Genomic DNA, 22,261 nt, shown 5'->3' on the forward strand with positions numbered 1-22,261 from the left:
CCAGGCCGGGACGTGCGGGGGACCGGCCGGCGGGGGTGTGACAGGGCCCCCCTGGCCGGGCGTGTCACGGCGGGGGCGGGGAGACACTGGTGGCATGGCACCTGAGCAGCACAGCAGCGGCGAAGAGCTGGGGCGGTTCCTGCGCGCCCGCCGCACCGGGACGAGCCCCCGGAGCGTCGGCCTGACCCCCGGGCCCGGCGTGCGCCGCACCCCCGGCCTGCGCCGCGAGGAGCTGGCCACCCTCGCCGGGGTCAGCATCGACTACTACACCCGGATGGAACGCGGCAAGGAGACCCGTCCCAGCCCCGCGGTGGTCGACGCGCTCGCCCGTGCCCTCCGGCTCGACGACGCGGAGCACCAGCACCTGCGCGACCTCGCCGCCCGGGCCGCCCTGACGCGTTCCGGGCTTCGCCCGGCCGGAGAGGCCGCGCTCGCTCCGAGCCGTACGCTGCGCCCTCAGCTGGCGCTGATCCTGGAGGCGGTACGGCCCAGCCCCGCCTACGTCGTCAGCCGCAGCATGGACGTCCTGGCCCACAACCCGGGCGGCCTCGCGCTCTACGCCGGGATCGACGAATGGCCGGCCCGGCAGCGCAACCTCGCCCGCTACCTCTTCCTCCACCCCGCCGCCCGGGAGGTCTTCACCGACTGGGACAACCAGATCCGCGGCTGTGTCGCCCGGCTCCGCGCGCTGGCCGGTACCGACCCCGATGCCCCCGATCTCACCCGGCTCGTCGGTGAGCTGCTCCTCAAGAGCCCCGACTTCGCGGGGCTGTGGGAGCGGTACGAGGTCACCGGGCGCACCTACGCCACGAAGAGCTTCCAGCACCCCCAGGTCGGGAAGATCACTCTCGGCTTCCAGGGGATGCGGCTCGAAGGCACACCCGGCCAGCGCATGGGCGTCTACACGGCCGAACCGGGGACGCCCGACCACGACGCCATGCTGCTGCTCGACATGACCGCCTCGCACACGGGGCCGCGGACCTCCGGCCACCGGACGTGATCCCGCGGAGCGCGGCGGCGCACCGGAGCTGAGCACCGCACAAGCCGGGCACCGGCGCGGGCCTCCCCCGGGGCAACTGTGAAAGATTCGTTGCGCAAATAATCCTTCACATCTAGGGTGAGCGCATGCGACCCCAGCGCGAAACCGATCAGATCACCGACCTGTCCCGGCTGAAGGCGTTCACCAACCCGCTGCGGATGCAGCTGTACCGCCTGCTGTACGCCGCTCGGAGCGCGACCGCGTCCCAGCTCGCCGAGCAGGTCGACCAGGCCCCGTCACTGGTCAGCTACCACCTGCGCAAGCTGGCCGAGCACGGCTTCGTGACCGAGGCGAGCGGGCGGAGCACCGACGGCCGCGAGCGGTGGTGGCAGGTGGCGTCCGAGGAGGGCTGGGGGTTCCGCGACTCGGACTTCGCGGAGACACCGGAAGGAGCCGCGGTCGTCGGCGCGGTGACCCGCGGCATCTTCGACACCCGTGTGTCCCAGTACCGCGCCTACCTGGACCAGCGGAGCGCGTGGGGCAAGGAGTGGACCGACGCCGCGCACAGCGCCGAGTGGCTGCTCGACCTCACCCCCGCCGAGCTCGCCGAGATGAGCGAGGAACTCCAGGCGGTGGGCCGGCGCTGGCGGGAGCGCGGCAGGGCCGCCGCGGAGAGCGGCGCCACGGAGAACCGGGAGCACGTGTCCCTGCACCTGTACAGCTTCCCGTTCCGCGCCTGACCGGCCGACTCCCCCGACCTCGCAGGAGCCCCTCATGACGACCACGGACACAGCCCTGTCCGAACACGGCGACACACCGGCCTACCGCGACGGAAACGTGCTGCGGTGGCTCACCGCGTACACCGCCTCGCTCGTCGGTGACAGCGTGTACTTCGTCGCCCTCGGCTGGTCGGCCCAGAAGTCGGGCGGACCGGCCGAGGTCGGCCTCGTGATGGCCGCGGGGGCGGTGCCCCGGGCCCTGCTGATGCTCGTCGGGGGCGTGGTCGCCGACCGGTTCGACCCCCGCCGGGTCATCCTCGCCGGCGACGCGCTGCGCTGTCTCCTCATCCTCGCGGTGGCCGCGGGCATCGCGCTGAGCACGCCGGCCCTGTGGATCCTGGTCGTGGTGGCCCTCGTCTTCGGCGCCGTGGACGCGATGTTCGTACCCGCCATCGGGGCCCTTCCGCCGCGGATCACCGGTCCGGGCCAGCTGGCCCGCGTCACGGGCATGCGCTCCCTGTCCATGCGGCTCAGCCAGGTCGCGGGCCCGCCGATCGGCGGACTGGCCATGGGGCTGGGCGGCACGGCGGGCACGTTCGCCGTGGCCGGGCTCCTTTTCGCACTGTCCGTGCCGTTCCTGCTGACCCTGCGGATACGTCCTCCCGGGGTGGGCGAGGAGGAGCGGCCGGAGGCGGGCACAGCCCGCCAGGACCTGCTCGACGGGCTGCGCTACATCCGCCGCCACCGCCTGGTCGGCCCACTGCTCGCGGCGGGTGCCGTCTACGAGCTCGGCCTCGTCGGCACCCTCAACGTCGGCATGGTGCTCCTCAACGCGGAGCGCGGCTGGGGGCCTTCCGGATACGGCTGGGTGGTCGGCGGCTTCGGTGCGGGGGCTGCGGCGAGCGCCGCGCTGCTCACCGTCGTCGGCCGGCTCCCCCGGGCCGGCCTGGTGCTGGTCGGCACTCTCCTGGTGGGCTGCGCGGGGGTGGGGGTGATCGGGGTGGTGCCGGCCCTCTGGGCGGCCGTGGTCACCGCGGCGGTCACCGGTTTGTGCGCGGGTGTCTTCGGAAGCCTGAACAGCGCTCTGGTACAGACCGCGACGGATCCGGCCTACCTCGGCAGGGTCACCTCCGTCATGATGCTGGCCATGGTCGGTCTCGCCCCGCTCAGCTACCCGCTGGTCGGCGCGGCCGTCGGCGCCTGGGGCAGCGCCGCGGTCTTCGTGGGCTGCGGTGCCTTCGGCGGCCTGGGCGTGGCCATCGCCCTCGCCTCGCGTGAGGTGCGGGGCGCGGAACTCCCCCGGCCGCGCTGACGGCAGGGCCTCAGCGGGCGAGGACGGTACTGGCGAGCGCCACATGGACCGCGGTGCCGCCGAGGATGCTCAGCAGGGCGCTGCGACGCCACAGGTGCAGGCCGACGGTGACGGCGAGGGCCGCCGCCGGGGCGAGGACGTGTGCCGGGGTGAGGGGCGTGCCGTGCAGGCAGTAGACGACCAGGATCACCATGACACCGGCGGGCATGCGGGTGCTGAGGTAGTGGACGGTGGTGCTGGCCCTGAGCGGGGCGAGGGCGGCGAAGGGCAGGGCGCGCAGGGCCCAGGTGACGGCGGCCGCGACCAGAATCGCGGCGACGGCGTAGCCGGTGTCAGACACGGGTGGCCTTCCTGCGGGTGACGAGGTGCCGGACCAGGAGGCCGGCGGTGAACAGGACGAAGGCCGCGAGGAGCATCTGCCCGGGGAAGAGGAGCAGGGCGGCCACGGCTCCGAGGAGGGCGAGCACGGGGGTGGGCAGGTCACCCCGCAGGTCGCGGACGGCGTCGAGCGCGAGAACGGCGAACAGGGCGGTCAGGGCGAAGTCCAGACCCGTGACGCCGTGCGGGATGAGGGAGCCGAGCAGACCGCCGGCGAGGGCGCTGCCGGCCCAGTACACGTGCATGAAGAACTGGAGCCGGAGGATGTGCGGGCCGGACCAGGTGCGGGACCGCTCGGTGGCCGTCAGGGCGTAGGCCTCGTCGGTGAGCGCGAACGTGCTGTACGTCTTGCCGAGTCGGCCCCGCACGCGGTCCAGGGGGAAGGAGAGGGCGTAGAAGACGTGCCGGGCGTTGACCAGGAACGCCGCCACGGCGATGGAGGCCAGCGGCGTCACCGCGACGACCGAGCCGATGAGCAGGAACTCGAACGAACCGCCGTAGACCAGTGCGGCGGACAGACCCGCCCACCACCAGTCGAGTCCGGACCGGACGGCGAGCGCCCCGAAGGCGAGACCGAGCGGAATCATTCCCAGGCCCACCGAGGCGCAGTCGCGGAGAGCCGCATACGCCGGCGACCGTTCGTGGGGCTGAGGGCCGGGCAGGGGCCGGCCGGGACCGGCTACGGCGGGGCTTCTTTCCATGACAGAATTTTAGTAAAGAGATGGCCTTATTTGGTTGCCTGTTATGCCCGTAGGATCGCCCCGTGAGCAATGAAATGAACCTGGATGCCATCGACCGAGACATTTTGTTTCATCTCCAGGAGGACGGCCGGCTGTCCAACGTGGACCTGGCGAAGCGGGTCGGCTTGACCCCGCCCCCCTGTCTGCGCCGGGTCAAGCGCCTGGAGGAGAGCGGGGTCATCACCGGCTACCGGGCCACCGTCGATCCCGCCGCTCTGGGGCGCCAGCTGGAGGTGCTCGTCGACGTGGAGATCTACGCCCAGGACCGCAGGAGCTTCGAAGCCTTCGAGGCGACCGTGGCCTCCTACGACGAGGTCGTCGAGTGCCGGCGCATGTACGGCCGCCCCGACTACTTCCTCCGGGTCGCCGTCACCGACCACGCCGCCTACGAGGCCTTCGTGACCGGCAAGCTCAGCGGCCTGCCCGCCGTCCGGCGCCTCGAATCCCACCTCACCATGAAGACGATCAAGGCGAACGGCTGAGTCCACGGGCGGGCGGGGACGGCGTCCGGCGCGTCGGACGGCTCGCCACGGGGCCGGGCGGCCGCTCCTGGACCGGTGCCGTGAAGGGCTACCGGCGAAGCGTCTCCAGGCCCCGTGCGCGCCGGCCCGACGCGGGGACCATCCGCACGACGCCGCGCACCACGGTGTCGATCAGGTCGTCGGAGGGTGCGTCGCTTCCGTGGGTCAGCAGGCGGGCGAGCGTGCGCACCAGGGCCGGCGAGGCCATGACCCGGCGGTTCAGGAGCGGCCGGTAGCCGTACCGGGCGAACACCAGCTCGGCGACGGTGTTGCCGAGGCGGTAGTAGCGTCCCCAGCGGCGGTTCACCTCGCTCGCGTACTGGTGCAGAGCCTGCTCACGTCCCGGGCCTTCGGGACGGTGCAGGGCGAGAGCGACCGTCTCCGCGGCGACCTCCCCCGCCTCCATGGCCTGCACGATCCCCTCACCGCTCCACGGGCTGACCATGCCTCCGCTGTCACCGACCAGGATCAGCCCGCGGCTGTACTGCGGCCTGCGGTTGAACCCCATGGGCAGCGCGGCGCTGCGCAGGGGCGAGTCCGCGTTCTGCTCGCGGAGTTCCCAGTGCGCGGGCATCCTGGCCAGCCACCGGTCCATGGTGGCCCGCAGGTCGACCGCCCCGTGCCCGCGGTGCGGCAGGGCGCCCAGGCCGACGTTCACACGGCCGTCGCCGAGCGGGAAGATCCATCCGTATCCCGGCAGATCACGACCGGTACGGGAACAGCGCAGATCCGCCCAGAGCTCCAGGTAGGGGTCGTGGGTGCGGGCCTCGCTGCGGTAGTAGCGGCGGGCGGCCGTGGCCATGGGCTTGCCCGGGTCCCGCTCCAGCCCCATGGCCAGCGCGGTCCTGGCGGAGGCGCCGTCGGCGGCGATCACCACGGGGGCGCGGAAGTTCCTCGGCTCCCGGTCGGCTCCCGCGACGGCGCTCACCCCGGTGACGCGTCCCGCACGGTCGGTCAGGGGGCCCGTCGCCTTCGTCTCCAGGCGCAGCCGCGCACCGTTGGCCACGGCCTGCCGGACCAGGATGTCGTCGAAGTCGTGCCGGGAGCGGGTGAGGCCGAAGTCCGGGTGGCTGCCCGAACGAGGCCAGTCGATGTGCACCTGGCGCCCGCCGCACACCCACCGCATGCCCTTGGTGCGCATCCAGCCCGGTGCGTCGATGTCCACACCCATGCGGATCAGTTGCTGCACGCCTCGCGGGGTGAGGCCGTCTCCGCACACCTTGTCCCGGGGGAAGGTGCCCTTCTCCAGCAGCAGTACGTCCACTCCGGCCCGCGCCAGATGCAGTGCCGCGGCCGAGCCCGCGGGCCCCGCACCCACCACGATCACCTGCGCCTGGTCGTCACCGGTACCCACACCCTCGGCTGACTCCACGTGCTGACTCCTCGATGAGCGCGGCGGGCGGAAGACGCCGGTGGGACACCGGCGTTCGCGACCCGTCCAGCAGGCCCGGTTCCGGGCCTCCGCACGAAGCACATACCCGGCCCGGGCCCCGAGCACCCCCACGGACGAGTGGCACCGCGGCGCACCGCCCCGGGCTTCCCGCCACCCGGCCGTCTCCGCCAGGTGCGTGACCGGGAGGGAAGGCCGCACCTGCGCCGCACCCCGGGCGCGGCGTGCCGGCCGGTCTCCCGCCCCACACGTCCGTACCCGCCCGGACAGGCCGCCAGGCCCCGGAATCGTGCTCTCCGGGGCCTGGCCGATCTCGACCTCTGCGATCAGGCGGTCGTGATGTTCTCCGCCTGCGGGCCCTTCTGGCCCTGGGTGACGTCGAAGGTGACGGCCTGGCCTTCCTGGAGCTCACGGAAGCCGGTGGCGTTGATGGCGGAGTAGTGCGCGAAGACGTCCGGCCCGCCGCCGTCCTGCTGGATGAAGCCGAAACCCTTTTCGGCGTTGAACCACTTGACGGTTCCGCTGGCCATGCTCGTGCCTTCCCGTTGATATCCGGATCCGCACCTCGCGGCTCCGGGGGCGTCGTGGTCCGTACCGGCACAGCAGAACGCCCGCACCGAAGCGCGGGCTGGTACGGCGAACCACGACATCTGGCAGTGACGCTACATGGCGAAACCGGCCCCCACCAGAGAGCAACGACGGGATGTGTACGTTCGGTGGACTCGGCTCACTCCGACGCACGGCACCGCACGGGCGTCAACCACGGATACCGGCCACCGGGTGGTGGGAGCGGGTGAGTCGCGGCACGGCGTGTCGGGCGTCCGGCCGCAGACCGCCGGCCACCTTCATCACCACAGGTCAGGGTGGGTGCCGTCGCCCGCACCCGCGGTGACACCGCGTCAACCGCAAGGCGGACGGGCGGGCGCCGCAGCGCCGCCGCCCCGGAGCACCGCCCGGGATGTCCGATCGCTTCCGACGGCGAACGGGCCGGGCGGGGGCGGATCCGCGGACGCACAACTTCACGCCATACCCACGTAGTCACCCCGGCGCGGACGTACGCACACCCTGTGGCGGCACCCTCGCAGCTCCTTGCGCCCGGACGCCGGTGAAGGCCCCTGCTCACGGCGAATCTGTATCTACCGGGCGCCTCGTTCGTTGGTGTCGGTAGCATCGACCGCCATACCCGTTTGAGACACACCGAGTGAAGGACGAGGACTACATGTCCGAAAATACTTCCACTTCCGGCATCAGCGCGGACTACGCGCAGAGGATCACGGATGACCTCGCGGCGAACCGGAGCGAGCAGGAGCGGGCGCGTGCCGAACTGGCCCGGCTGCAGGACGCGCTCATCCAGCTGGAGGAGAGCGAGCAGATCCTGGTCAAGATGCAGACGGTGCTGGGCGGAACCGAGAAGCCGGCGGCGCGCAGGAGCGGCAAGGCCGCGTCCGTCCCCGCGGCCCGCCGGGCCAGGAGCGGGGCCGCGGCACAGAAGGGAGGCGACGGGCCGAAGTCCCGGGCCCGGGCCGGGAAGAGGACCGCCGCCGAGAAGACCGCTTCCCCCAAGGCAACCGGCGAGCCGACGTGGCGCGAACTGGTCACCGGGTATCTCGCGGACCAGAGGGAGCCGAAGTCCGCGGCAGAGGTGTCGGCGGCCCTGACCGAGGCACACCCCCGGCGGACACCCCAGGTCACGGTCGTGCGCAACACCCTGGAACACGGCGTCGCGCACGGGCTGCTGGAGCGGACGAAGCAGGGGCGCTCCGTCTACTACAGCCCCGTCAGGGCCGCCAGGACCGGCGGAGCCGAGACGCCGGCCACGTAGCGGACCCGCTGCGGCCGGTCCGGGAACCGCTTGGACCACACCAGGGAGTGTACGTTCGTACGCTCGAACTATAGGGTTCCCGCATGACTGTTGACGCACCGATCCGACCTGTCCAGGCGGACCGGCAGGCTCGCGTGGCCGTTGCCGTGCTGTTCTTCACCAACGGCGCCCTCTTCGCCAATCTCCTGCCGCGGTATCCGCAGATCAAAGCCGATCTGGAGATGACCAACGCCGTCTACGGGCTGGCCGTCGCGGCCTTCCCGGCGGGGGCCATCGCGGCCGGCCTGGCGGCCGGAGCGGCCATCCGCCGGCTCGGTTCGGCCCGGGCGGCGGTGCTGGGCACCGTGCTGACCGGCGCGGGCATTCTCGCCGCGGGCCTGGCCGATTCCGTCGCACTCTTCGCGGGCGCGCTGTTCCTGGCCGGGGCGATGGACTCCGTCACCGATGTCGCTCAGAACGCCCACGGCCTGCGGGTGCAGCGCCGCTACGGGCGCTCCATCATCAACTCCTTCCACGCGATCTGGTCCATCGGTGCCGTCACGGGAGGGTGCATGGCCGCCGCCGCCATCGCACTCGGCCTCTCGACGGGCGGGCACCTGGCCGTCTCGGCCGTGGTGTTCGCCGTCGCGGCGTGCGTCGCCCTGCGCTTCTGCCTGTCCGGCCCCGAGGGCGAGCCGGCCCCCGAGCGGGACGCCGAGGACGGCGCGGAGCGCCGGGCCGCCCCCACGGTGGCGGGCCGGCGCACCGTGTACGTACTGGCGGCCCTCGTACTCATCGCGACGGCGGGGACGCTCGTCGAGGACGCGGGGAGTTCCTGGGCGACGCTCTACCTGTCCGGTTCCCTGCACACCTCGGTGACACTGGCCGCCTTCGGCTACATCGCCCTGGTGGGCGCGCAGTTCATCGGCCGCGTCATGGGTGACCGGCTCGTCGACCGGTTCGGCCAGCGCACCGTGGCCCGGGCGGGCGGCCTCGTCACGGCGGCCGGGATGGGCCTGGCCCTGGCGGTGCCGACGGTTCCGGGCACCGTCCTCGGTTTCGCCGCGGCCGGCTTCGGGGTGGCGACACTGGTACCCGCGGCCATGCACGAGGCCGACGAACTGCCCGGCCTCAGGCCCGGCACGGGGCTGGCGGTCGTCTCCTGGCTCATGCGCCTGGGATTCCTGGCCTCGCCCCCGGTCGTCGGACTGGTCACCGACGCGGCCGGTCTCCGGGTGGGCCTGCTGGTGGTGCCGCTCGCCGGACTGCTCGCCTTCCTGCTCGCCGGAGCACTGCGGTCCCGGCACCCCTGAGCGGCCCGGGAGATGGCCCCGGACTCCCCTCACCGGCCTGAGCCTCCGGCACCGTACCGTCCTCCTGGGCGACCCGCGGCAGGGAGCACGGGCCCCGGCCCGGGGGCCATGGCGGCCGAAATCGAGCTGCGCGCGCCGGGGGCCGCTCGTAGGGTGCGCGGCATGGACTGGCATACGTGGCACCGGGATTACGACCGCGCGGACTCCTACCTGAGCAGGCGGCTCGACGCGGTCCAGGAGCGGATCAGACTGGCCCTGGACGCGTGTCCGCCGGGGCCGGTCCGGGTGATCAGCGTCTGCGCGGGCCAGGGGCACGACCTGATGGGCGTCCTTCCGGACCACCCTCGTCGTGACGACGTCACGGCGCGGCTGGTCGAGCTCGACGCCAGGAACGCGGCGGCGGCCCGGGAGCACGCGCGGGCCGCCGGTCTGCGCGGCATCGACGTCGTCGTGGGAGACGCCTCCTCCACCACCCACTACGCGGACATCGCACCCGCGGACCTCGTCCTGATGTGCGGTGTCCTCGGCAACATCACCGACGAGGACGTCGAACGTGTCGCCGCGTACTGCCGCCAGTTGTGCCGGCGCGGCGGGACGCTGGTCTGGACCCGGCACCGCCGGCCGCCGGACCTGGTCCCCCGGATCTGCGGCTGGCTGGAGGCGGAGGGCTTCGAACGGCTGTGGCTGTCCGGCCCCGAAGCGGATTTCGGAGTCGGAGCGCACCGCCTGGCGGACGAGCCCCGGCCCCTGGTTCCGGCACGGAACATGTTCACGTTCGTCGGGTACGACGTCCTCAGGCGAGCGGGGACGACCGGCTGAGCACGGCCGTTCACGGTGTCCGTCAGTGGCGCGGCGCCGGGTAGGAGACGGGCAGGGGCATGCCACGAGCGGCCATGATGTCCCGTACGCGGTCGGGGTAGTCGGTGATGATCCCGTCGACGCCCAGGTCCATGAGCGCCTCGATCGTGGCGGGGTCGTCACAGGTCCAGGGGACGAGCTTCAGCCCCCGCCGGTGTGCGTCGCGGACCATCTTCCTGTCCGGGTAGAACCGGAAGCCGGGATCCGCGACGGTGCCGTTCTGCGGGAAGCCGTAGTTCGGGGACAGGGCGGTGACGCCGGGAACGGCCGCGGCGGCCCTCACGAAGTCGCCGCCGTAGTCGTCGGCGTCGATCCCTCCGAGCCAGGGGGATGCCCCGGGCTTCCCCACCTCGAGGAAGTCGTAGTTCGTCAGAGCCACCAGGGGGTAGGCCGGCGCGAGTCGGTGCATCTCCTTCAACGCCCCCCAGTCGAAGGACTGGACGGTCACCTGGTCCTCGATGCCGGAGCGGTGGATCTCCTCGAAGACGCGGCGTACGAACAGCTCGCGCGGGGCGGTCTGCTCGGGCGCCCCGGCCTCCACCTTCGTCTCGATGTTCAGCTTGACCCGCTCGGCCCCGTAGCTCCTCACCAGGCCGAGGACGTCCTTCAGTTCCACCATGCGGTGGCCCTTGATCCGCTCCTGCTCCGGGAATCCGGGCAGCTGCTGGTATCCGCAGTCCATGCGCCTGATCTGGGCCAGCGTCAGGTCCTTGATGTACTGGCCGACGTACGGGTACGCGGGGTCGCCGGGCGTCACCGGGCCGGTGTCCCGGCACTTCTGGGCGCTGACCTGCCGGTCGTGCGTCACCACGACCTTCCGGTCCCTGGTGATCTGGGTGTCCAGCTCCAGGGTGCTGACGCCCAGGCGTATCGCCTTGCCGAAGCCCTCGAGTGACGCCTCCGTGGTCAGCCCGAGGCCTCCGCGGTGGGCCTGCAGATCGAACGCGGCTGCGCGTACCGGCCGGTGCTCGTGGGGAACCACGGCCGCCCGCGCGGTCGCCGGAACGGCGAGCAGGGAGAGGAGGGTCAGGCCGGCGACTGCGTGCCTCAGGGACATGTACGCCTCGTCTGTCGTGTCGAACGGGACGCCGCGAAGCCAACCCCGGGGGCCGGGCCCGCACGCGGATCCACGGTAAGCACGTCGTGAACGTCCGCGGAACGGATCGCCCGCGAGGAATTCCGAGGACGCCCGCCCGCACCGCGCCTCCGGCTCCGTTCGGGTGAATGCCGGCCGGTCCGGGAATAGCGAGCACGGCGAGCGGTTGACGTCACCATGACTTCACGGACTTCTGACAAGCACGCGATGTTCGGCCGGGTCGGCATCTGGAGCGGCGCCCTGCACGGGTCGCGCACGGACGCCGCGGGCAAGGAGGCCATCGCGGAGGCCGCCGCCGAGCTGGAGGAGCTGAAGTACGGCACGCTGTGGATCGGGGGCAGCCCCTCCGTCGAGGACGCCGCCGCGGTCGTCGCCGCCACCGGCACGGTCACCGTGGCCACCGGCATCCTGAGCATCTGGGACCACACCGCCGAGGAGGTGGCCGCGCGGGTCGACGCCATCGACGCACCCGCACGGGGACGGCTGGTGCTCGGTCTGGGCGTCAGCCACGGCCCGATGGTTCCTCAGTACGCGAAGCCGTACAGCGCGATGGTCGGCTACCTCGACGCACTCGACGCCACGACGGCCTCGGTGGGCTCCGGACACCGCGTCCTCGCCGCGCTCGGTCCCAGGATGCTGAAACTCGCCACCGACCGGGCGCTCGGCGCGCACCCCTATCTGGTCACCGCCGAACACACGGCTGAGGCACGTGCGGCACTCGGCCCCGACGCGCTGCTGGCCCCCGAACTGTCGGTGGTCCTCGACACCGACGCCGACCGGGCCCGCACCACCGCGCGGACCATGCTGGCGATGTACCTCAAGCTGCCCAACTACACGGACAACCTGCTCCGTCTGGGGTTCGCGGAGAACGACTTCGACGGTGGCGGCAGTGCCCGTCTGCTCGACGCGCTCTTCGCCCTGGGTGACGCGGAGCGGGTGAAGGCCCGGACACGGGAGTACCTCGCCGCCGGAGCCGACCATGTGGCGCTCCAGGTCCTCACCGCCGAGGAGGGCGGTGGCGGCCTGCCGAGGGCCGAATGGCGCGAGTTGGCCGCCGCGTTCGGCGACGAGCTGTAGACCGGCTCCCGGCGGTCCGTGCGGGCGGCCGCGCCGACGGCGCCGGTACGGACGGCCGGTGGGGTAGGTGTCGTCCGGCTCGACGGTGATGGCACCCACGAGGCCGGGGGCGTCCAGGCCGGGCGGATGCTCCGCGAGCCATGCGGACAAGGGGGCTTCTCCGTCGAGGCCACGTGCCGGTACGCCTGGAGAAGCGGGCGCTCACGCACCGGCCGGCTCCCTGCTACCCCGCCCGTGGCGCCGTTCCGCTACGGCCGCGCTCCTGCCGCCAGGTGGGTCGGCACCTCACGGACCGGCGGTCCGCGGCACAGCCACGGTGCGGCCCGCCAACCGCTGGGCACGGCGTCGGGAGCGACGGCCGGCACCACTCACCGGAGCCGATGAGCGGTCCGTGTTCCCCGGGCCCGGCATGACGTCGGCGTCGGCGTCGGCGTCGGCGTCGGCGTCGAACGCGGATTGCCGCCGTGCCGCAGGGTCGCGCCGGAGCGGGCGGGTCAGGACACCCGGGTCACAGGTCTCTGCGCATACAGACCCTCGGCCATCGGTCCAGACCGCGCAGGGCCTCCTGCCGCCGGATCTCCCGGAGCCCGGGGCCGAGCAGGCGGTCGTCCAGCAGATGGAAGCCGCAGCGCGCGTAGTAGGGCGCGTTCCAGGGCACGTCAGCGAACGTGGTGAGGGTGAGCGCGGGTATGCCGTCGGCCGCGGCGTGCTTCGCGAGGTGGCTGAGCAGTCGTCGTCCGACAGCGCGGCGCGCGTGGTCGGGGTGCACCGACACCTGCTCGACGTGGAGGTTCCCGTCGACGGGCTCGGCGATCAGGTAGGCCACGGGAACGTCGGCCGGATCGACCGCCACCCACGCGAGTCCGTTCCGGCGGTGGCGAGCCAGTTCACCGACCGGGAGCGGCTCGTCCTCGGCGATCTCGGGCATGCCGATCCCACGGAAGCACAGACCCGCGGCCCGCTCGATGTCCTGGAGGAGCGGAAGCTCGTCGATGTCCACGGGGCGGATGCGCATGGGGCCATTGTCCTCGACGGCGAAGGTGCTGGTGCGTGGCGTGCCGGCGGAGTGGGCGCGGCCCGGGACACGCCGGCGCGGGTCCGCGTGGCTGCTCGGCCACACCACTGTGACCCGGGCGGGGTTGCCGGTGCGCGAGGGTTCCGCTCGGGGAGCTCACCTCGTCCCCGTGGCCCGGCCGGAACCATGCCGTGGCAGCGGTTCCGGCCGGGCGCGTGAACTCACCGCCGACCGATCCGCCGACCGTTCCCGATGCCCGCGACATGCAGGGCCAGCAGAGTCAGCCCGATCAGCATGACGTTCGTCGAGGCGAACACATCGTTCGTCGCTATGTCAGCGGCGTTGATCAGAAAGGCGATGAAGAACAGTACCGCCGCGGCTATTCCCAACATGACGTGGCTCCTTTCGCCGTTGGAACACATGTGCCCCCTGTTGCTCACGTCAGACCTGCGGGACACCGCCGGGACCGGACCGCCGTCGGCGGGGCCACACGAGGGGCGGTGCGGGGCACCACTCCTCCGCGATGTGGAACGCCGACGGCCCGGCACACCCGCGCATACCCCCGGCACGGGACGGGGCAGGTCCCGCACAGTGAGGGCAGGACGATCTCCGGCGCCGGCTTCCTTCCTGGAATCGAGCTGTCCAGGATCCTGTACGAGGACGAGGTGGGGCCGATCCTCCGTGACGCCTTCCCGGACTGCCGCAGGCCGCCGCGCGGATCGCAAGCGGGGCGGAGGTCCCGGGATTCGACTCCCCGAGGTCCACCGACCACGAGGGGCCCCGGCTGGAGCTCTTCCTGACGGCCGGTGACCGGGCCGCGCACGGGGAGGACATCCGCCCACCGTCAGACGCCGGAACGCCTTCAGGCCGTGTACCGGTAGGCCGGATAGGTCAGATAGCCGGCGTCGCCCCCCTGGTAGTACGTGGCTTCGTCGACCGGCGCGATCGGCAGCCGGGAACGCAACCGCTCCACGAGGTCGGGATTGGCGATGAACGCGCGGCCGAAACCGATCAGGTCCGCACCGAGCCCGAGCCAGTGGTCCGCTTCGCTCCGGCCGGTCTGCTTGGGCCCCATGGGGAACACCGGGTTCATGATCAAGGTCCCCGGCCAGGCTCGCCTCAGACCCAGCAGCACCTCTTCGTCGGCCGTGGCCTCGAGATGTACGTAGGCCACCTCCAGCCGTGCCAGTTCGCTCAGCAGCGCACCGTAGAGCTCGGGGGCGTCGGTCTCCTCGACCCCCCAGAAGCCGCCGCCCGGGGACAGGCGTATGCCCGTGCGGGCTCCTCCGACCGCCTGCACGGTCTCCGAGACGGCCTCCACGGCGAACCGGATCCGGTTCGCCACGGAACCCCCGTAGGTGTCGGTGCGCAGATTGGCGTTCGACGAGAGGAACTGCGAGATCAGATAGCCGTTGGCCCCGTGCAGTTCCACTCCGTCGAAGCCCGCGTCGACGGCCCGCCGGGCCGCGTGCGCGTAGGCCAGGGCGTGCTCACCCACCTCGGCGGTCTCCAGGGCACGCGGGACGGGAGCGGGCTGGGGGCCCGAGGGGGTGAACACGTCACCCACGGCGGGAACGGCGGAGGGGCCGACCGGCTGCATGCCGGTGGTGTCGGGGTGCGACACCCGGCCGCCGTGCATGATCTGCGCGAAGATCCGGCCCCCGTTGGTGTGCACCGCCGACGTCACCGGACGCCAGGCGGCCACCTGCTCCTCGGTGTGCAGTCCGGGCGTACCGGGATTGGACTGTCCGATCGGGCTCGGCTGCACCCCCTCGCTCACGATGAGCCCGGCCGTGGCCCGCTGGGCGTAGTAGGCGGCCATCGAGGGTGTGGCGAGGCCACCCGCCGCGGCGCGGACCCGGGTCATCGGCGCCATCACCACCCGGTTGGGCAGCGTCAGGTCACCGAGCTGGTAGTCCTGGAAGAGGTTCGTCACGTCGTCAACATCCCTGATGTCGGTCTCTCACCCGGTTTCCGGGCACATCGAGTACGCTAAAACCTCACATCGATGTCAGGGGCAAGGGATGTGGTGCGTGCCACATGCCGCAGGAGGAGGAGGGTGCATGCGGATCGGAGAGCTCGCGTCACGGACGGAAGTGAGCGTCAGGTCCCTGCGGTACTACGAGGAGCAGGGACTGCTCTCCAGCACCCGGAGCAGCAGCGGGCAGCGGCATTACACGGACGACCAGCCCGACCGGGTCAGGTTCATCCAGCGGATGTACGCGGCGGGCCTTTCCAGCCGCACCATCGCCGAGCTGCTGCCCTGTGTCGACTCCCCCAGCCGGGACAACTCCGACGCCGCGCTGGAGCGGATGGGGCAGGAGCGGGACCGGCTCAGCCGGCACATCACGGACCTCACGGTCACCCGGGACTCGCTCGACGCCCTGATCTCCGCGGCCCGCGCCTACCGGGAACAGATGCGGGAGGAAGCCGTGGCCCGCTGAGGGCCTACGGGCGGGCACCCCGGCCGGACGCCGTCAGCGGGAGACGAGGTTCCCGCTCAACGGCGTTCGCGGAGGAGCTTGCGGCGTTCGCCGCGCTTGGGATTGCGGACCGTCACCCCGCCCATCCCGCAGGTTCCGGTCAGGCGGATCAGGGGCGAGCCCGGAAGCCTCCCGGCCGCTGTCCGGTCCCGCAGGCCGGCGAGGCCCGGGGCCACCTGTTCCGTCTCCACCACCCAGCCGTCCGGGACGACGATCTCGACCCCGCCCGCCTGTCCGTCCACCTCGATCTCGACCACCCGCAGCCGGCACTCGACCCGCGTGAAGTCGATCCTGACGCCGCCCATTCCGCCGTACGCCCTGATCTGCTCGGGTACGCGCCAGCCCCCCGCGCACACCGCACCTGCCATGCCTCCCTTGAGCAGCAACGGCGGCGCGGGAGGCAGGACGGGCAGCAGATCCGCGGTGAGCGGGGCCAGTTCGGCGTGTGTCCTGGCGGCGAGGGCCACTTCCAGCCGCGCGCCCAGCTCGTCGAGGTCGATACGGCCGTCGGCCGCCGCCTCCTGCAACTCCGCCACCACCGCTTCGCGGTCCGCGTCGGAGGCGCGCAGGGGGACGGGTGACGGGGGCTCGGGGCTCATGGAGCCGATGGTATCGAGGCGGACGGCCCGGCACTCCTGGATTCCTCCACCCATCCGGATCCGCTCCGGTGACCGGTACGGCGCTGAACAGGGGGAGTTACGGGCCTGCGGCGATCCTCCGGGCCCTCCGGACGCGCGGCGCGACCACCCCGGACCGTCACCGCCGGCCGCCCCGGCGCGGAAGGTGTCCGGGGTGGCGGCGACGGGTGCGGCGACCGCGCCACCGCCCGGTTCCTGGCGCCGGACACCGCCCGCGCAGGTCATCCACCGTGCGGGCCGGGCGGCGTCCGGCGGGGCGGACCGGTCAGGGGCTGTCGGCCTCCCAGGCCCAGCGCTTCGGGTCGGCCGCCACCGGCCCGTACACGGCGCTTCCTCCGGCACCGAACTTGCCGAGCTCCGTGCCGAGCGCGGCCCCCGCCGCAAGGCGTTCCGCGGGCCAGCCGGTCACGTCCAGGAGCAGCCCGTCCAGCGGGCCTGCCACCAGCTCCACGTACACGCGTCCGGGCCGGGGCCCCGGATCGGGATCGTCGTGGTCGGCGCCGTAGACGCGGCGCCTCATCAGTTCGTCCATGCCCCCAGCATCACAGCCACCACCGACAATCACGGCTCGGGCAGGTCGCTCACCGGTACGGGGGCGGGACCCTGGAACCGCTCATCCGCGAGGCCGGGCTCCCGCCCCCGCTCCCCCGGCGCAACCCGCCCCGCGGCCGGGGCCCGCGCGGCGCCCGGACCCCGCCGCCGCTCGCCGCGGGCCGGTACCGGCCACCCCGAGCGCCGTGTGGCAGCGTGGAGGCGCGAGCCCTCTGAATCGACCGGTGTGGTCCACCGCCACGGGGAGGGCCGCACGAGACAGAGGAGAGAACATGTCGAAGCCCCCGCTTCCCGACGGCGCCGTCGCCATGCTGCGCAAGCCCAACCCGGCTGTGATCGCCACCCTCCGGTCGGACGGGCAGCCGGTGTCCACGGCCACCTGGTACCTCTGGGACGACGGCCGGGTACTGGTCAACATGGATGAGGGCCGCAAGCGGCTCGACCACGTCCGCCGCGACCCCCGGGTGACCCTGACGGTGCTCGACGCCTCCGACTGGTACACCCATGTGACCCTGATCGGGCGGGTCGTCGAGATGAGCGACGACGAGGGGCTCGCGGGCATCGACCGGCTGTCCCAGCAGTACCTCGGCCGGCCCTACGCGGACCGTGAGCGCGGGCGGGTCAACGCCTGGATCGAGATCGACCGCTGGCACGGCTGGGGCGGATTCCGGGACAGTTCCCAGGCGGCGACCTGAGGTTCACCGTCCTGCCAGGACCGCGCCGGGCGGCCGGACCGGCCGCCCGGCCGCCGTGGCGTCCGCGATGAGGGCGGAGCAGGTGCGGGACGGTGCACGGGGATCCAGGAGGGCCCGACGGGCCGCACGCCGTTACGGGCCTTCGCCTCACCGGTGTGCGTCGGAGCGGGCCCCCTGGTCACCGGTTCCCTCCGTCAGGCGTTGGGGTCGAAGGGAACGCCGGCGGGGCGCGCCTTCTCCAGGTGGCTGCTGAAGTTGCCGTCCTTGAGGCCGAAGACCGCACTGCCGAAGTCCGCCTGCACCAGCTTGTCCCGCAGCCCGGCCGGGTAGCCGTTCCAGCCGACGAGGCTGGGGAACCGCCAGTCGTGGTAGTGGTTCTCCGGCGGCTCGTCGTTGGAGTTGGCGGGACGGAAGCAGTGGGTGCCTATGCCGTCCTTGTGGTAGACGATCTTGGGGTGGCTTCCGTCCCACCGGATCCGGTCACTGGCGTAGATGTCGAAGTTTCCGTGGGCGGAGGTGGACACGTAACGGGCCTCGTTGTTCTGGATCCACACCACGACGTGCTCCCAGTCGTGCCGGTGCCCGCCGAGCCCGCTGCCGGCCACCGCCTGGTCCTTCTCGAAGTACAGCCCGTAGATCACCGCGCACCACCCGTTGTTGCACTTGGAACGGGAGTATCCGTTGGTGTTGTCCAGGTCCGAGGCGTCACGGCAGTTGCCGTTGACCGCCCCGGTGGTGTTGAGGCCGGGGGCGATGGTTCCGTCGGGCCCGATCGCCGGGGTGGGGTAGCAGCCGTCCGTGTCGTAGTCGAACGCCGGCTGGAACGCCTGCTCCATGGCGTCCGCCTGCGCGGGAAGGGCTCCCGGCGGGGCGGCGAACGCGCTCCCCGCGGTGGCGACGACCAGCGCGACCGCGCTGGTGACGACCAGTGCGGCCTTGCGGATGGCTGGGCTGCTCTTCATGGTGTCCTCCCGGTCGGCGCGTGAGTGGGGGCACGCGCGCTACGCCTGGCATGCCCATCCCAAACACCTTGAACCCTGCGGACGTGCCGTGTTCGGCGCCGCCACGGCCGCCCGGACCGGAGGCGCCCACGGGCCGGGGACCCGCCGGCCCGGCGGACGTGCCGTCAGGCGGCGGGGCGGGACGACGCGTCGGGCCCCACGCCCCCGTTCAGCCGCGACGTGCGGCGGCGGGGGTCGCGACCGGTGCCGCGCCGGCCTGCGCGGCACGGCCCGGCCGCAGGGTCCACGGCACCGGATCGGTGTTGGTCAGCCACCCGTCAGCGATCAGCCCGCGGATGACGTGCATCCGCAGGTGCCGTGACATCTTCCCCCAGCCGAGCTCCTTGCAGAGCTGTTTGACGGAGGGCCCGTGGCCGTGGGCCGCACGGAACGCGGCGGCGAACTCGGCGGCCACGGGCCCCTGGTCGGGGTACCTGGCCTCCCAGACCGCGTACGCCGCGCGCACCTTCTCCTGGAACTGGGCGGGAACCGGCCTGCGCATGAAGGCCTCCGACACCCTGGCCGTGGACAGGGAGCACTCGGCGCAGCCCTCGACCGCCTCGACGTGACGCCGCAGGGCCACGCTCGCCGCCTCCTTCCACTCCTCCCAGCTCTGCGGTTCCGCCTCGGGCCCGTCCGGAACGGCACGCGGGGTGTCGGACGGGGGGCGCAGGCCCGACAGGTGCCGTACGGCTTCGGCCAGCAGGTACCGTTCGCCGTCCAGCTCCCGCAGGAACCCCTTGGCGAGCAGTTCGGGCAGGGCGTCCCCGCACACGTCCGGCAGGTGGGCGGGCAGCGTGCCGTGCTCGTCGGCGGGGCCGTGGGCGGCGAGGTACAGCGCGGCGAGCCGCGCGGCCGACGAGGTCTTCCTGACCGGCTTGGCGGACAGCGTGCGGGCCGTCCAGCCGGACACCCGGGAGCGCATGACCTTGCCGAACGGGAGCCGCGAGCCCGCGGGATCGGCGAGGTCCGGCACGACGACCCCGACCGGAGTCACGAAGTCCTCCCCGAGCAGGGCCTCCTGGCCCTGCCAGCCCAGGGCGCCGAGGGCCGTGACCGCGCCCTCGGCGTCGGTCAGCCGGAGGGAGCGCACGTCCTGGCCCGTGAGGTTGCCGACCCCCTTCCGGGCGGCCCGGATGGTGACGACGACCGCGAGGAGCCGCGCGTCGGCGCCCTTCAGGGGCAGGGAGCTCACGTGGAGCAGGAGCGCACGGGCGGCTTCTCCCTGATGGGGCGTCAGCAGGAAGGGTTTCGGCTGCGCCACCGGTGCGGCCGGGGCGGGGTGCGAGCTGGGGGAGGAAGAGGGCACGCCCTGTACAACGCCTGCGAGGAGGCGAAGTCACCGTCCGCACCCCGGTACGAAGAAATCATGGACCGGTGAACGCTATGACCACAAAGCACGAGCCCCCTGGCGCGCGGCCGGGACGTGACTAGCATCGCCCGGCATGCACCGGAGCGAAACGCCAGGAGGCAGTACCGTGACCGCATTCACCAGGAGGCGGCGCTCGCGCGGAAGGCTGTCCGCGATGGCGGCGGCCTGCGCGGCGGGTGTCTTCGCCGCGTCCCTCGTCGGTCCCGCCCAGCCCGCGGCGGCGGCCGGGGCGCCGGCTACGGCTCCCTGCCCGGCGGAGCTGGCGGCGAAGGCGACGTGTTACACCGGCCAGGACTCGCACGGCGCCCACTACGCCGTCGCCGTTCCCCGCGCGTGGAACGGGACGCTGGTCGTGCACGCCCACGGTGGCCCCGACCTGGGTGCGGAGCCGGACCCGCGGCGCAGCACCGACGACCTGGAGCGCTGGGCGGTCATGGTGGAGGAGGGATACGCCTGGGCGGGATCCTCCTACCGGCGTGGCGGGTACGGCACCAGGATGGCGGCGTCCGACACGGAGAACCTGCGCCGGCTGTTCACCGAGGAGTTCGGGCGCCCGCGCACCACGCTGATCCACGGGCAGTCCTGGGGCGGGAACGTGGCCGCGAAGACCATCGAGATGTACGGGTCGGGCGCCGGCTCCCCCTACGACGGCGCCCTGCTCACCAACGGCGTCCTCGCGGGCGGTTCCCGCGGCTACGACTACCGGGTGGACCTCCGCGTCGTCTACCAGTACTACTGCCGCAACCACCCGCGGCCGTCCGAACCGTCCTACCCCTTGTGGATGGGGCTCCGTGAGGACTCGGCCATGACCGCGGCGGGGCTGCGCGCCAGGCTGGAGGAGTGCACGGGGTACGGCTCGCGGCCCGAGGACCGTACGCCCCTCCAGCAGCGGAACCTGGACGACATCCTCGCGGTCACGAAGATCCCCGAACGCACCCTCGCGTCGCACCTCTCCTTCGCCACCTTCACCTTCCGCGACATCGTGCGGCGTGTCGGGCTGCGCAGCCCCTTCGACAACCAGCGTGTGCGCTACAGCGGTTCGCACGACGACGCCGCGCTCAACGCCGGGGTCGAACGGTTCTCCGCCGACCCCTCGGCGCGGCGTGACCTGTCCTACGACAGCGATGTGACCGGCTCGGTGTCCATCCCCGTGCTCACCCTGCACGCCATCGACGATCCCACCGCCTTCGTGGAGCACGAGTCCGCGTACCTCGACAGCCTGAGGGGCGCCCACCGGAGGCGCCACCTCGTCCAGACCTTCACCCAGGAGAGCGAGCACAGCGGGCTGAGCGGGGCGGAGTACGCCAGCGCGGTCTCGGCGCTGTCCGGATGGGTGCGCACGGGGCGCAGGCCCACGCCCGCCTCCGTCGCGTCCGCCTGCCCCGCCTTCGACGCCGAGTACGGGACCGGGTGCTTCTTCCGGCCGGATCACCGCCCCGCCTCCTACGCCTCCCGGGTCAACCCGCGCGAGGGCGCGGAGCGGTGGCCCGCGATGAGCCGGACCCAGGAGCTGAGGTGGAGCCGGCTGGGGAACGTGGGCATCGCGCCCTGAGCCACGATCGGTCCCGGCCGCCGGCTCCCCGTTCGACCGCGCCTCCGCGGTCCGGCGGCGAGCCCGGCTCCGGACGCCCCATCGGTGGGACCACGGACGCGGCGCCCGGATATCGTCGCCGTATGACCGTCCTCCAACGTCTCCGTCCCGACCACGCTGCGGCTCTCCTCGCCTTCGAGCGGGAGAACCGCGCGTACTTCGCCGCCTCGGTCCCGGACCGCGGGGACGACTACTTCACCTCTTTCGAGGCGCGGCACGCCGAGTTGCTCGCGGAGCAGGCGGCGGGGGCGCACCACTTCCACGTCCTGGCCGACGGCGACGGGGCCGTGCTGGGCCGTGTCAACCTCGTGGACGTCGACGGAGGCTCGGCCGAACTCGGCTACCGGATCGCCGAGCGGGCGGCCGGTCGTGGACTGGCCACTTCCGGGGTGCGCGAGGTGTGCGCGGCGGCCTTCTCCGAGTACGGCCTGACCGTCGTCCGGGCCAGGACGACGTCGGACAACACCGGGTCGAGGGCGGTCCTGGAGCGTACGGGGTTCGTGGAGACGGGCGCGACCACCCTGATGGGGAAGCCCGCGCTGCGCTTCACCCGTGAGCTGTCGGAGGCGGGCGGCTGAGCACGTTCCGCCGGGCACGTCCGCCGGAACGCGTCGGGGGGGGGCCCGCGCGGGGGGGGGGGCCGGCCCCGCCGGGGGCGGGCGGGGGGCGCCCCCGGCGGGGGGGGGGGCCCCGGGGGGCCCCCCCCACGGCCGGTGCGTCAGGACAGGAA

Annotated in this window: 24 protein-coding genes; 12 read left to right on the forward strand and 12 right to left on the reverse strand. The window is 72.8% G+C overall.

Going from position 1 to position 22,261, the window contains the following annotated elements; genetic code table 11:
* Nucleotides 1-94: 94 nt before the first annotated feature.
* The 3 genes from ACFVS9_RS18365 (at nucleotide 95) to ACFVS9_RS18375 (ending at nucleotide 3,010) form a co-directional block, all read left to right on the forward strand.
* On the forward strand, nucleotides 95-1,000 hold the full coding sequence (locus tag ACFVS9_RS18365; protein ID WP_389933531.1) for a helix-turn-helix transcriptional regulator: 906 nt from the start codon (nucleotides 95-97) through the stop codon (nucleotides 998-1,000).
* A gap of 125 nt (nucleotides 1,001-1,125) precedes the next feature.
* Complete coding sequence (locus ACFVS9_RS18370; protein WP_383117647.1) at nucleotides 1,126-1,719, forward strand: ArsR/SmtB family transcription factor; 594 nt, start codon at nucleotides 1,126-1,128, stop codon at nucleotides 1,717-1,719.
* Between the two features lie 34 nt (nucleotides 1,720-1,753).
* A complete protein-coding gene (locus ACFVS9_RS18375; protein ID WP_389933534.1) occupies nucleotides 1,754-3,010 on the forward strand; it encodes an MFS transporter in 1,257 nt (418 codons plus the stop codon).
* A 10-nt stretch (nucleotides 3,011-3,020) separates the two neighbouring features.
* On the opposite strand, the gene ACFVS9_RS18380 is transcribed toward ACFVS9_RS18375, so the two are convergent.
* Nucleotides 3,021-3,350 (reverse strand): branched-chain amino acid transporter permease, encoded by a 330-nt coding sequence (locus ACFVS9_RS18380; RefSeq protein ID WP_383117645.1) that lies wholly within the window; start codon nucleotides 3,348-3,350, stop codon nucleotides 3,021-3,023.
* Nucleotides 3,343-4,089, reverse strand: coding sequence for an AzlC family ABC transporter permease (locus ACFVS9_RS18385; protein WP_383117644.1), 747 nt, complete (start codon nucleotides 4,087-4,089; stop codon nucleotides 3,343-3,345). Before ACFVS9_RS18385 ends, ACFVS9_RS18380 begins: the two co-directional genes overlap by 8 nt.
* Before the next feature lie 74 nt (nucleotides 4,090-4,163).
* On the opposite strand from ACFVS9_RS18385, the gene ACFVS9_RS18390 reads away from it, so the two are divergent.
* Nucleotides 4,164-4,610: an Lrp/AsnC family transcriptional regulator gene (locus ACFVS9_RS18390; RefSeq protein WP_383117657.1), complete on the forward strand. Its 447-nt coding sequence runs from the start codon at nucleotides 4,164-4,166 to the stop codon at nucleotides 4,608-4,610.
* 88 nt (nucleotides 4,611-4,698) lie between these two features.
* Here ACFVS9_RS18390 and ACFVS9_RS18395 read toward each other — a convergent pair whose 3' ends face one another.
* Entirely contained in the window at nucleotides 4,699-6,021 is a 1,323-nt protein-coding gene (locus tag ACFVS9_RS18395) for a geranylgeranyl reductase family protein (protein ID WP_383117643.1), read from the reverse strand.
* A 344-nt stretch (nucleotides 6,022-6,365) separates the two neighbouring features.
* Nucleotides 6,366-6,569, reverse strand: coding sequence for a cold-shock protein (locus ACFVS9_RS18400; RefSeq protein WP_014158060.1), 204 nt, complete (start codon nucleotides 6,567-6,569; stop codon nucleotides 6,366-6,368).
* Between the two features lie 689 nt (nucleotides 6,570-7,258).
* Here ACFVS9_RS18400 and ACFVS9_RS18405 point away from each other — a divergent pair.
* The 3 genes from ACFVS9_RS18405 to ACFVS9_RS18415 all read left to right on the forward strand — a co-directional run bounded on the left by ACFVS9_RS18405 (nucleotide 7,259) and on the right by ACFVS9_RS18415 (nucleotide 9,972).
* Nucleotides 7,259-7,861 carry a hypothetical protein gene (locus ACFVS9_RS18405; RefSeq protein WP_389933539.1) on the forward strand — a complete coding sequence of 201 codons (603 nt, stop codon included), beginning with the start codon at nucleotides 7,259-7,261 and terminating at the stop codon, nucleotides 7,859-7,861.
* An 83-nt stretch (nucleotides 7,862-7,944) separates the two neighbouring features.
* The gene (locus ACFVS9_RS18410) at nucleotides 7,945-9,153 is read left to right on the forward strand and encodes an MFS transporter (RefSeq protein ID WP_389933542.1); all 1,209 of its coding nucleotides are present in this window, start codon (nucleotides 7,945-7,947) and stop codon (nucleotides 9,151-9,153) included.
* Between the two features lie 162 nt (nucleotides 9,154-9,315).
* Nucleotides 9,316-9,972, forward strand: a complete 657-nt coding sequence (locus ACFVS9_RS18415; RefSeq protein WP_389933545.1) for a methyltransferase domain-containing protein — start codon at nucleotides 9,316-9,318, stop codon at nucleotides 9,970-9,972.
* Between the two features lie 22 nt (nucleotides 9,973-9,994).
* On the opposite strand, the gene ACFVS9_RS18420 is transcribed toward ACFVS9_RS18415, so the two are convergent.
* Nucleotides 9,995-11,068, reverse strand: coding sequence for a glycerophosphodiester phosphodiesterase family protein (locus tag ACFVS9_RS18420; protein ID WP_389933548.1), 1,074 nt, complete (start codon nucleotides 11,066-11,068; stop codon nucleotides 9,995-9,997).
* 216 nt (nucleotides 11,069-11,284) lie between these two features.
* On the opposite strand from ACFVS9_RS18420, the gene ACFVS9_RS18425 reads away from it, so the two are divergent.
* Entirely contained in the window at nucleotides 11,285-12,184 is a 900-nt protein-coding gene (locus ACFVS9_RS18425; RefSeq protein WP_383117638.1) for a TIGR03620 family F420-dependent LLM class oxidoreductase, read from the forward strand.
* Nucleotides 12,185-12,692: 508 nt separating this feature from the next.
* Here ACFVS9_RS18425 and ACFVS9_RS18430 read toward each other — a convergent pair.
* From ACFVS9_RS18430 to ACFVS9_RS18440, 3 genes are all read right to left on the reverse strand, one after another.
* Nucleotides 12,693-13,199 (reverse strand): GNAT family N-acetyltransferase, encoded by a 507-nt coding sequence (locus ACFVS9_RS18430; protein ID WP_389933551.1) that lies wholly within the window; start codon nucleotides 13,197-13,199, stop codon nucleotides 12,693-12,695.
* A gap of 221 nt (nucleotides 13,200-13,420) precedes the next feature.
* Nucleotides 13,421-13,591: a hypothetical protein gene (locus ACFVS9_RS18435; RefSeq protein WP_383117636.1), complete on the reverse strand. Its 171-nt coding sequence runs from the start codon at nucleotides 13,589-13,591 to the stop codon at nucleotides 13,421-13,423.
* A 470-nt stretch (nucleotides 13,592-14,061) separates the two neighbouring features.
* Nucleotides 14,062-15,135: an alkene reductase gene (locus ACFVS9_RS18440; RefSeq protein WP_383117635.1), complete on the reverse strand. Its 1,074-nt coding sequence runs from the start codon at nucleotides 15,133-15,135 to the stop codon at nucleotides 14,062-14,064.
* A 127-nt stretch (nucleotides 15,136-15,262) separates the two neighbouring features.
* Here ACFVS9_RS18440 and ACFVS9_RS18445 point away from each other — a divergent pair, with 127 nt between their 5' ends.
* Nucleotides 15,263-15,643 (forward strand): MerR family transcriptional regulator, encoded by a 381-nt coding sequence (locus ACFVS9_RS18445; protein ID WP_383117634.1) that lies wholly within the window; start codon nucleotides 15,263-15,265, stop codon nucleotides 15,641-15,643.
* Nucleotides 15,644-15,699: 56 nt separating this feature from the next.
* Here ACFVS9_RS18445 and ACFVS9_RS18450 read toward each other — a convergent pair whose 3' ends face one another.
* Together ACFVS9_RS18450 and ACFVS9_RS18455 are read right to left on the reverse strand one after the other, a co-directional pair.
* Entirely contained in the window at nucleotides 15,700-16,281 is a 582-nt protein-coding gene (locus ACFVS9_RS18450) for a DUF1707 domain-containing protein (protein WP_389933555.1), read from the reverse strand.
* 304 nt (nucleotides 16,282-16,585) lie between these two features.
* Complete coding sequence (locus tag ACFVS9_RS18455) at nucleotides 16,586-16,852, reverse strand: hypothetical protein (RefSeq protein WP_383117633.1); 267 nt, start codon at nucleotides 16,850-16,852, stop codon at nucleotides 16,586-16,588.
* A 292-nt stretch (nucleotides 16,853-17,144) separates the two neighbouring features.
* On the opposite strand from ACFVS9_RS18455, the gene ACFVS9_RS18460 reads away from it, so the two are divergent.
* Nucleotides 17,145-17,567, forward strand: a complete 423-nt coding sequence (locus ACFVS9_RS18460; RefSeq protein WP_383117632.1) for a PPOX class F420-dependent oxidoreductase — start codon at nucleotides 17,145-17,147, stop codon at nucleotides 17,565-17,567.
* A 194-nt stretch (nucleotides 17,568-17,761) separates the two neighbouring features.
* Here ACFVS9_RS18460 and ACFVS9_RS18465 read toward each other — a convergent pair whose 3' ends face one another.
* Nucleotides 17,762-18,529 (reverse strand): NPP1 family protein, encoded by a 768-nt coding sequence (locus ACFVS9_RS18465; RefSeq protein ID WP_383117631.1) that lies wholly within the window; start codon nucleotides 18,527-18,529, stop codon nucleotides 17,762-17,764.
* A gap of 208 nt (nucleotides 18,530-18,737) precedes the next feature.
* Complete coding sequence (locus tag ACFVS9_RS18470) at nucleotides 18,738-19,877, reverse strand: hypothetical protein (protein ID WP_389933559.1); 1,140 nt, start codon at nucleotides 19,875-19,877, stop codon at nucleotides 18,738-18,740.
* Nucleotides 19,878-20,013: 136 nt separating this feature from the next.
* Between ACFVS9_RS18470 and ACFVS9_RS18475 the strand changes: the two genes are divergently transcribed.
* Nucleotides 20,014-21,492: a hypothetical protein gene (locus ACFVS9_RS18475; RefSeq protein ID WP_389933562.1), complete on the forward strand. Its 1,479-nt coding sequence runs from the start codon at nucleotides 20,014-20,016 to the stop codon at nucleotides 21,490-21,492.
* A gap of 122 nt (nucleotides 21,493-21,614) precedes the next feature.
* A complete protein-coding gene (locus ACFVS9_RS18480; RefSeq protein WP_389933564.1) occupies nucleotides 21,615-22,109 on the forward strand; it encodes a GNAT family N-acetyltransferase in 495 nt (164 codons plus the stop codon).
* Nucleotides 22,110-22,261 lie beyond the last annotated feature (152 nt).

It is taken from the genome of Streptomyces sp. NPDC058008 (assembly GCF_042886395.1).
Classification (GTDB): domain Bacteria; phylum Actinomycetota; class Actinomycetes; order Streptomycetales; family Streptomycetaceae; genus Streptomyces.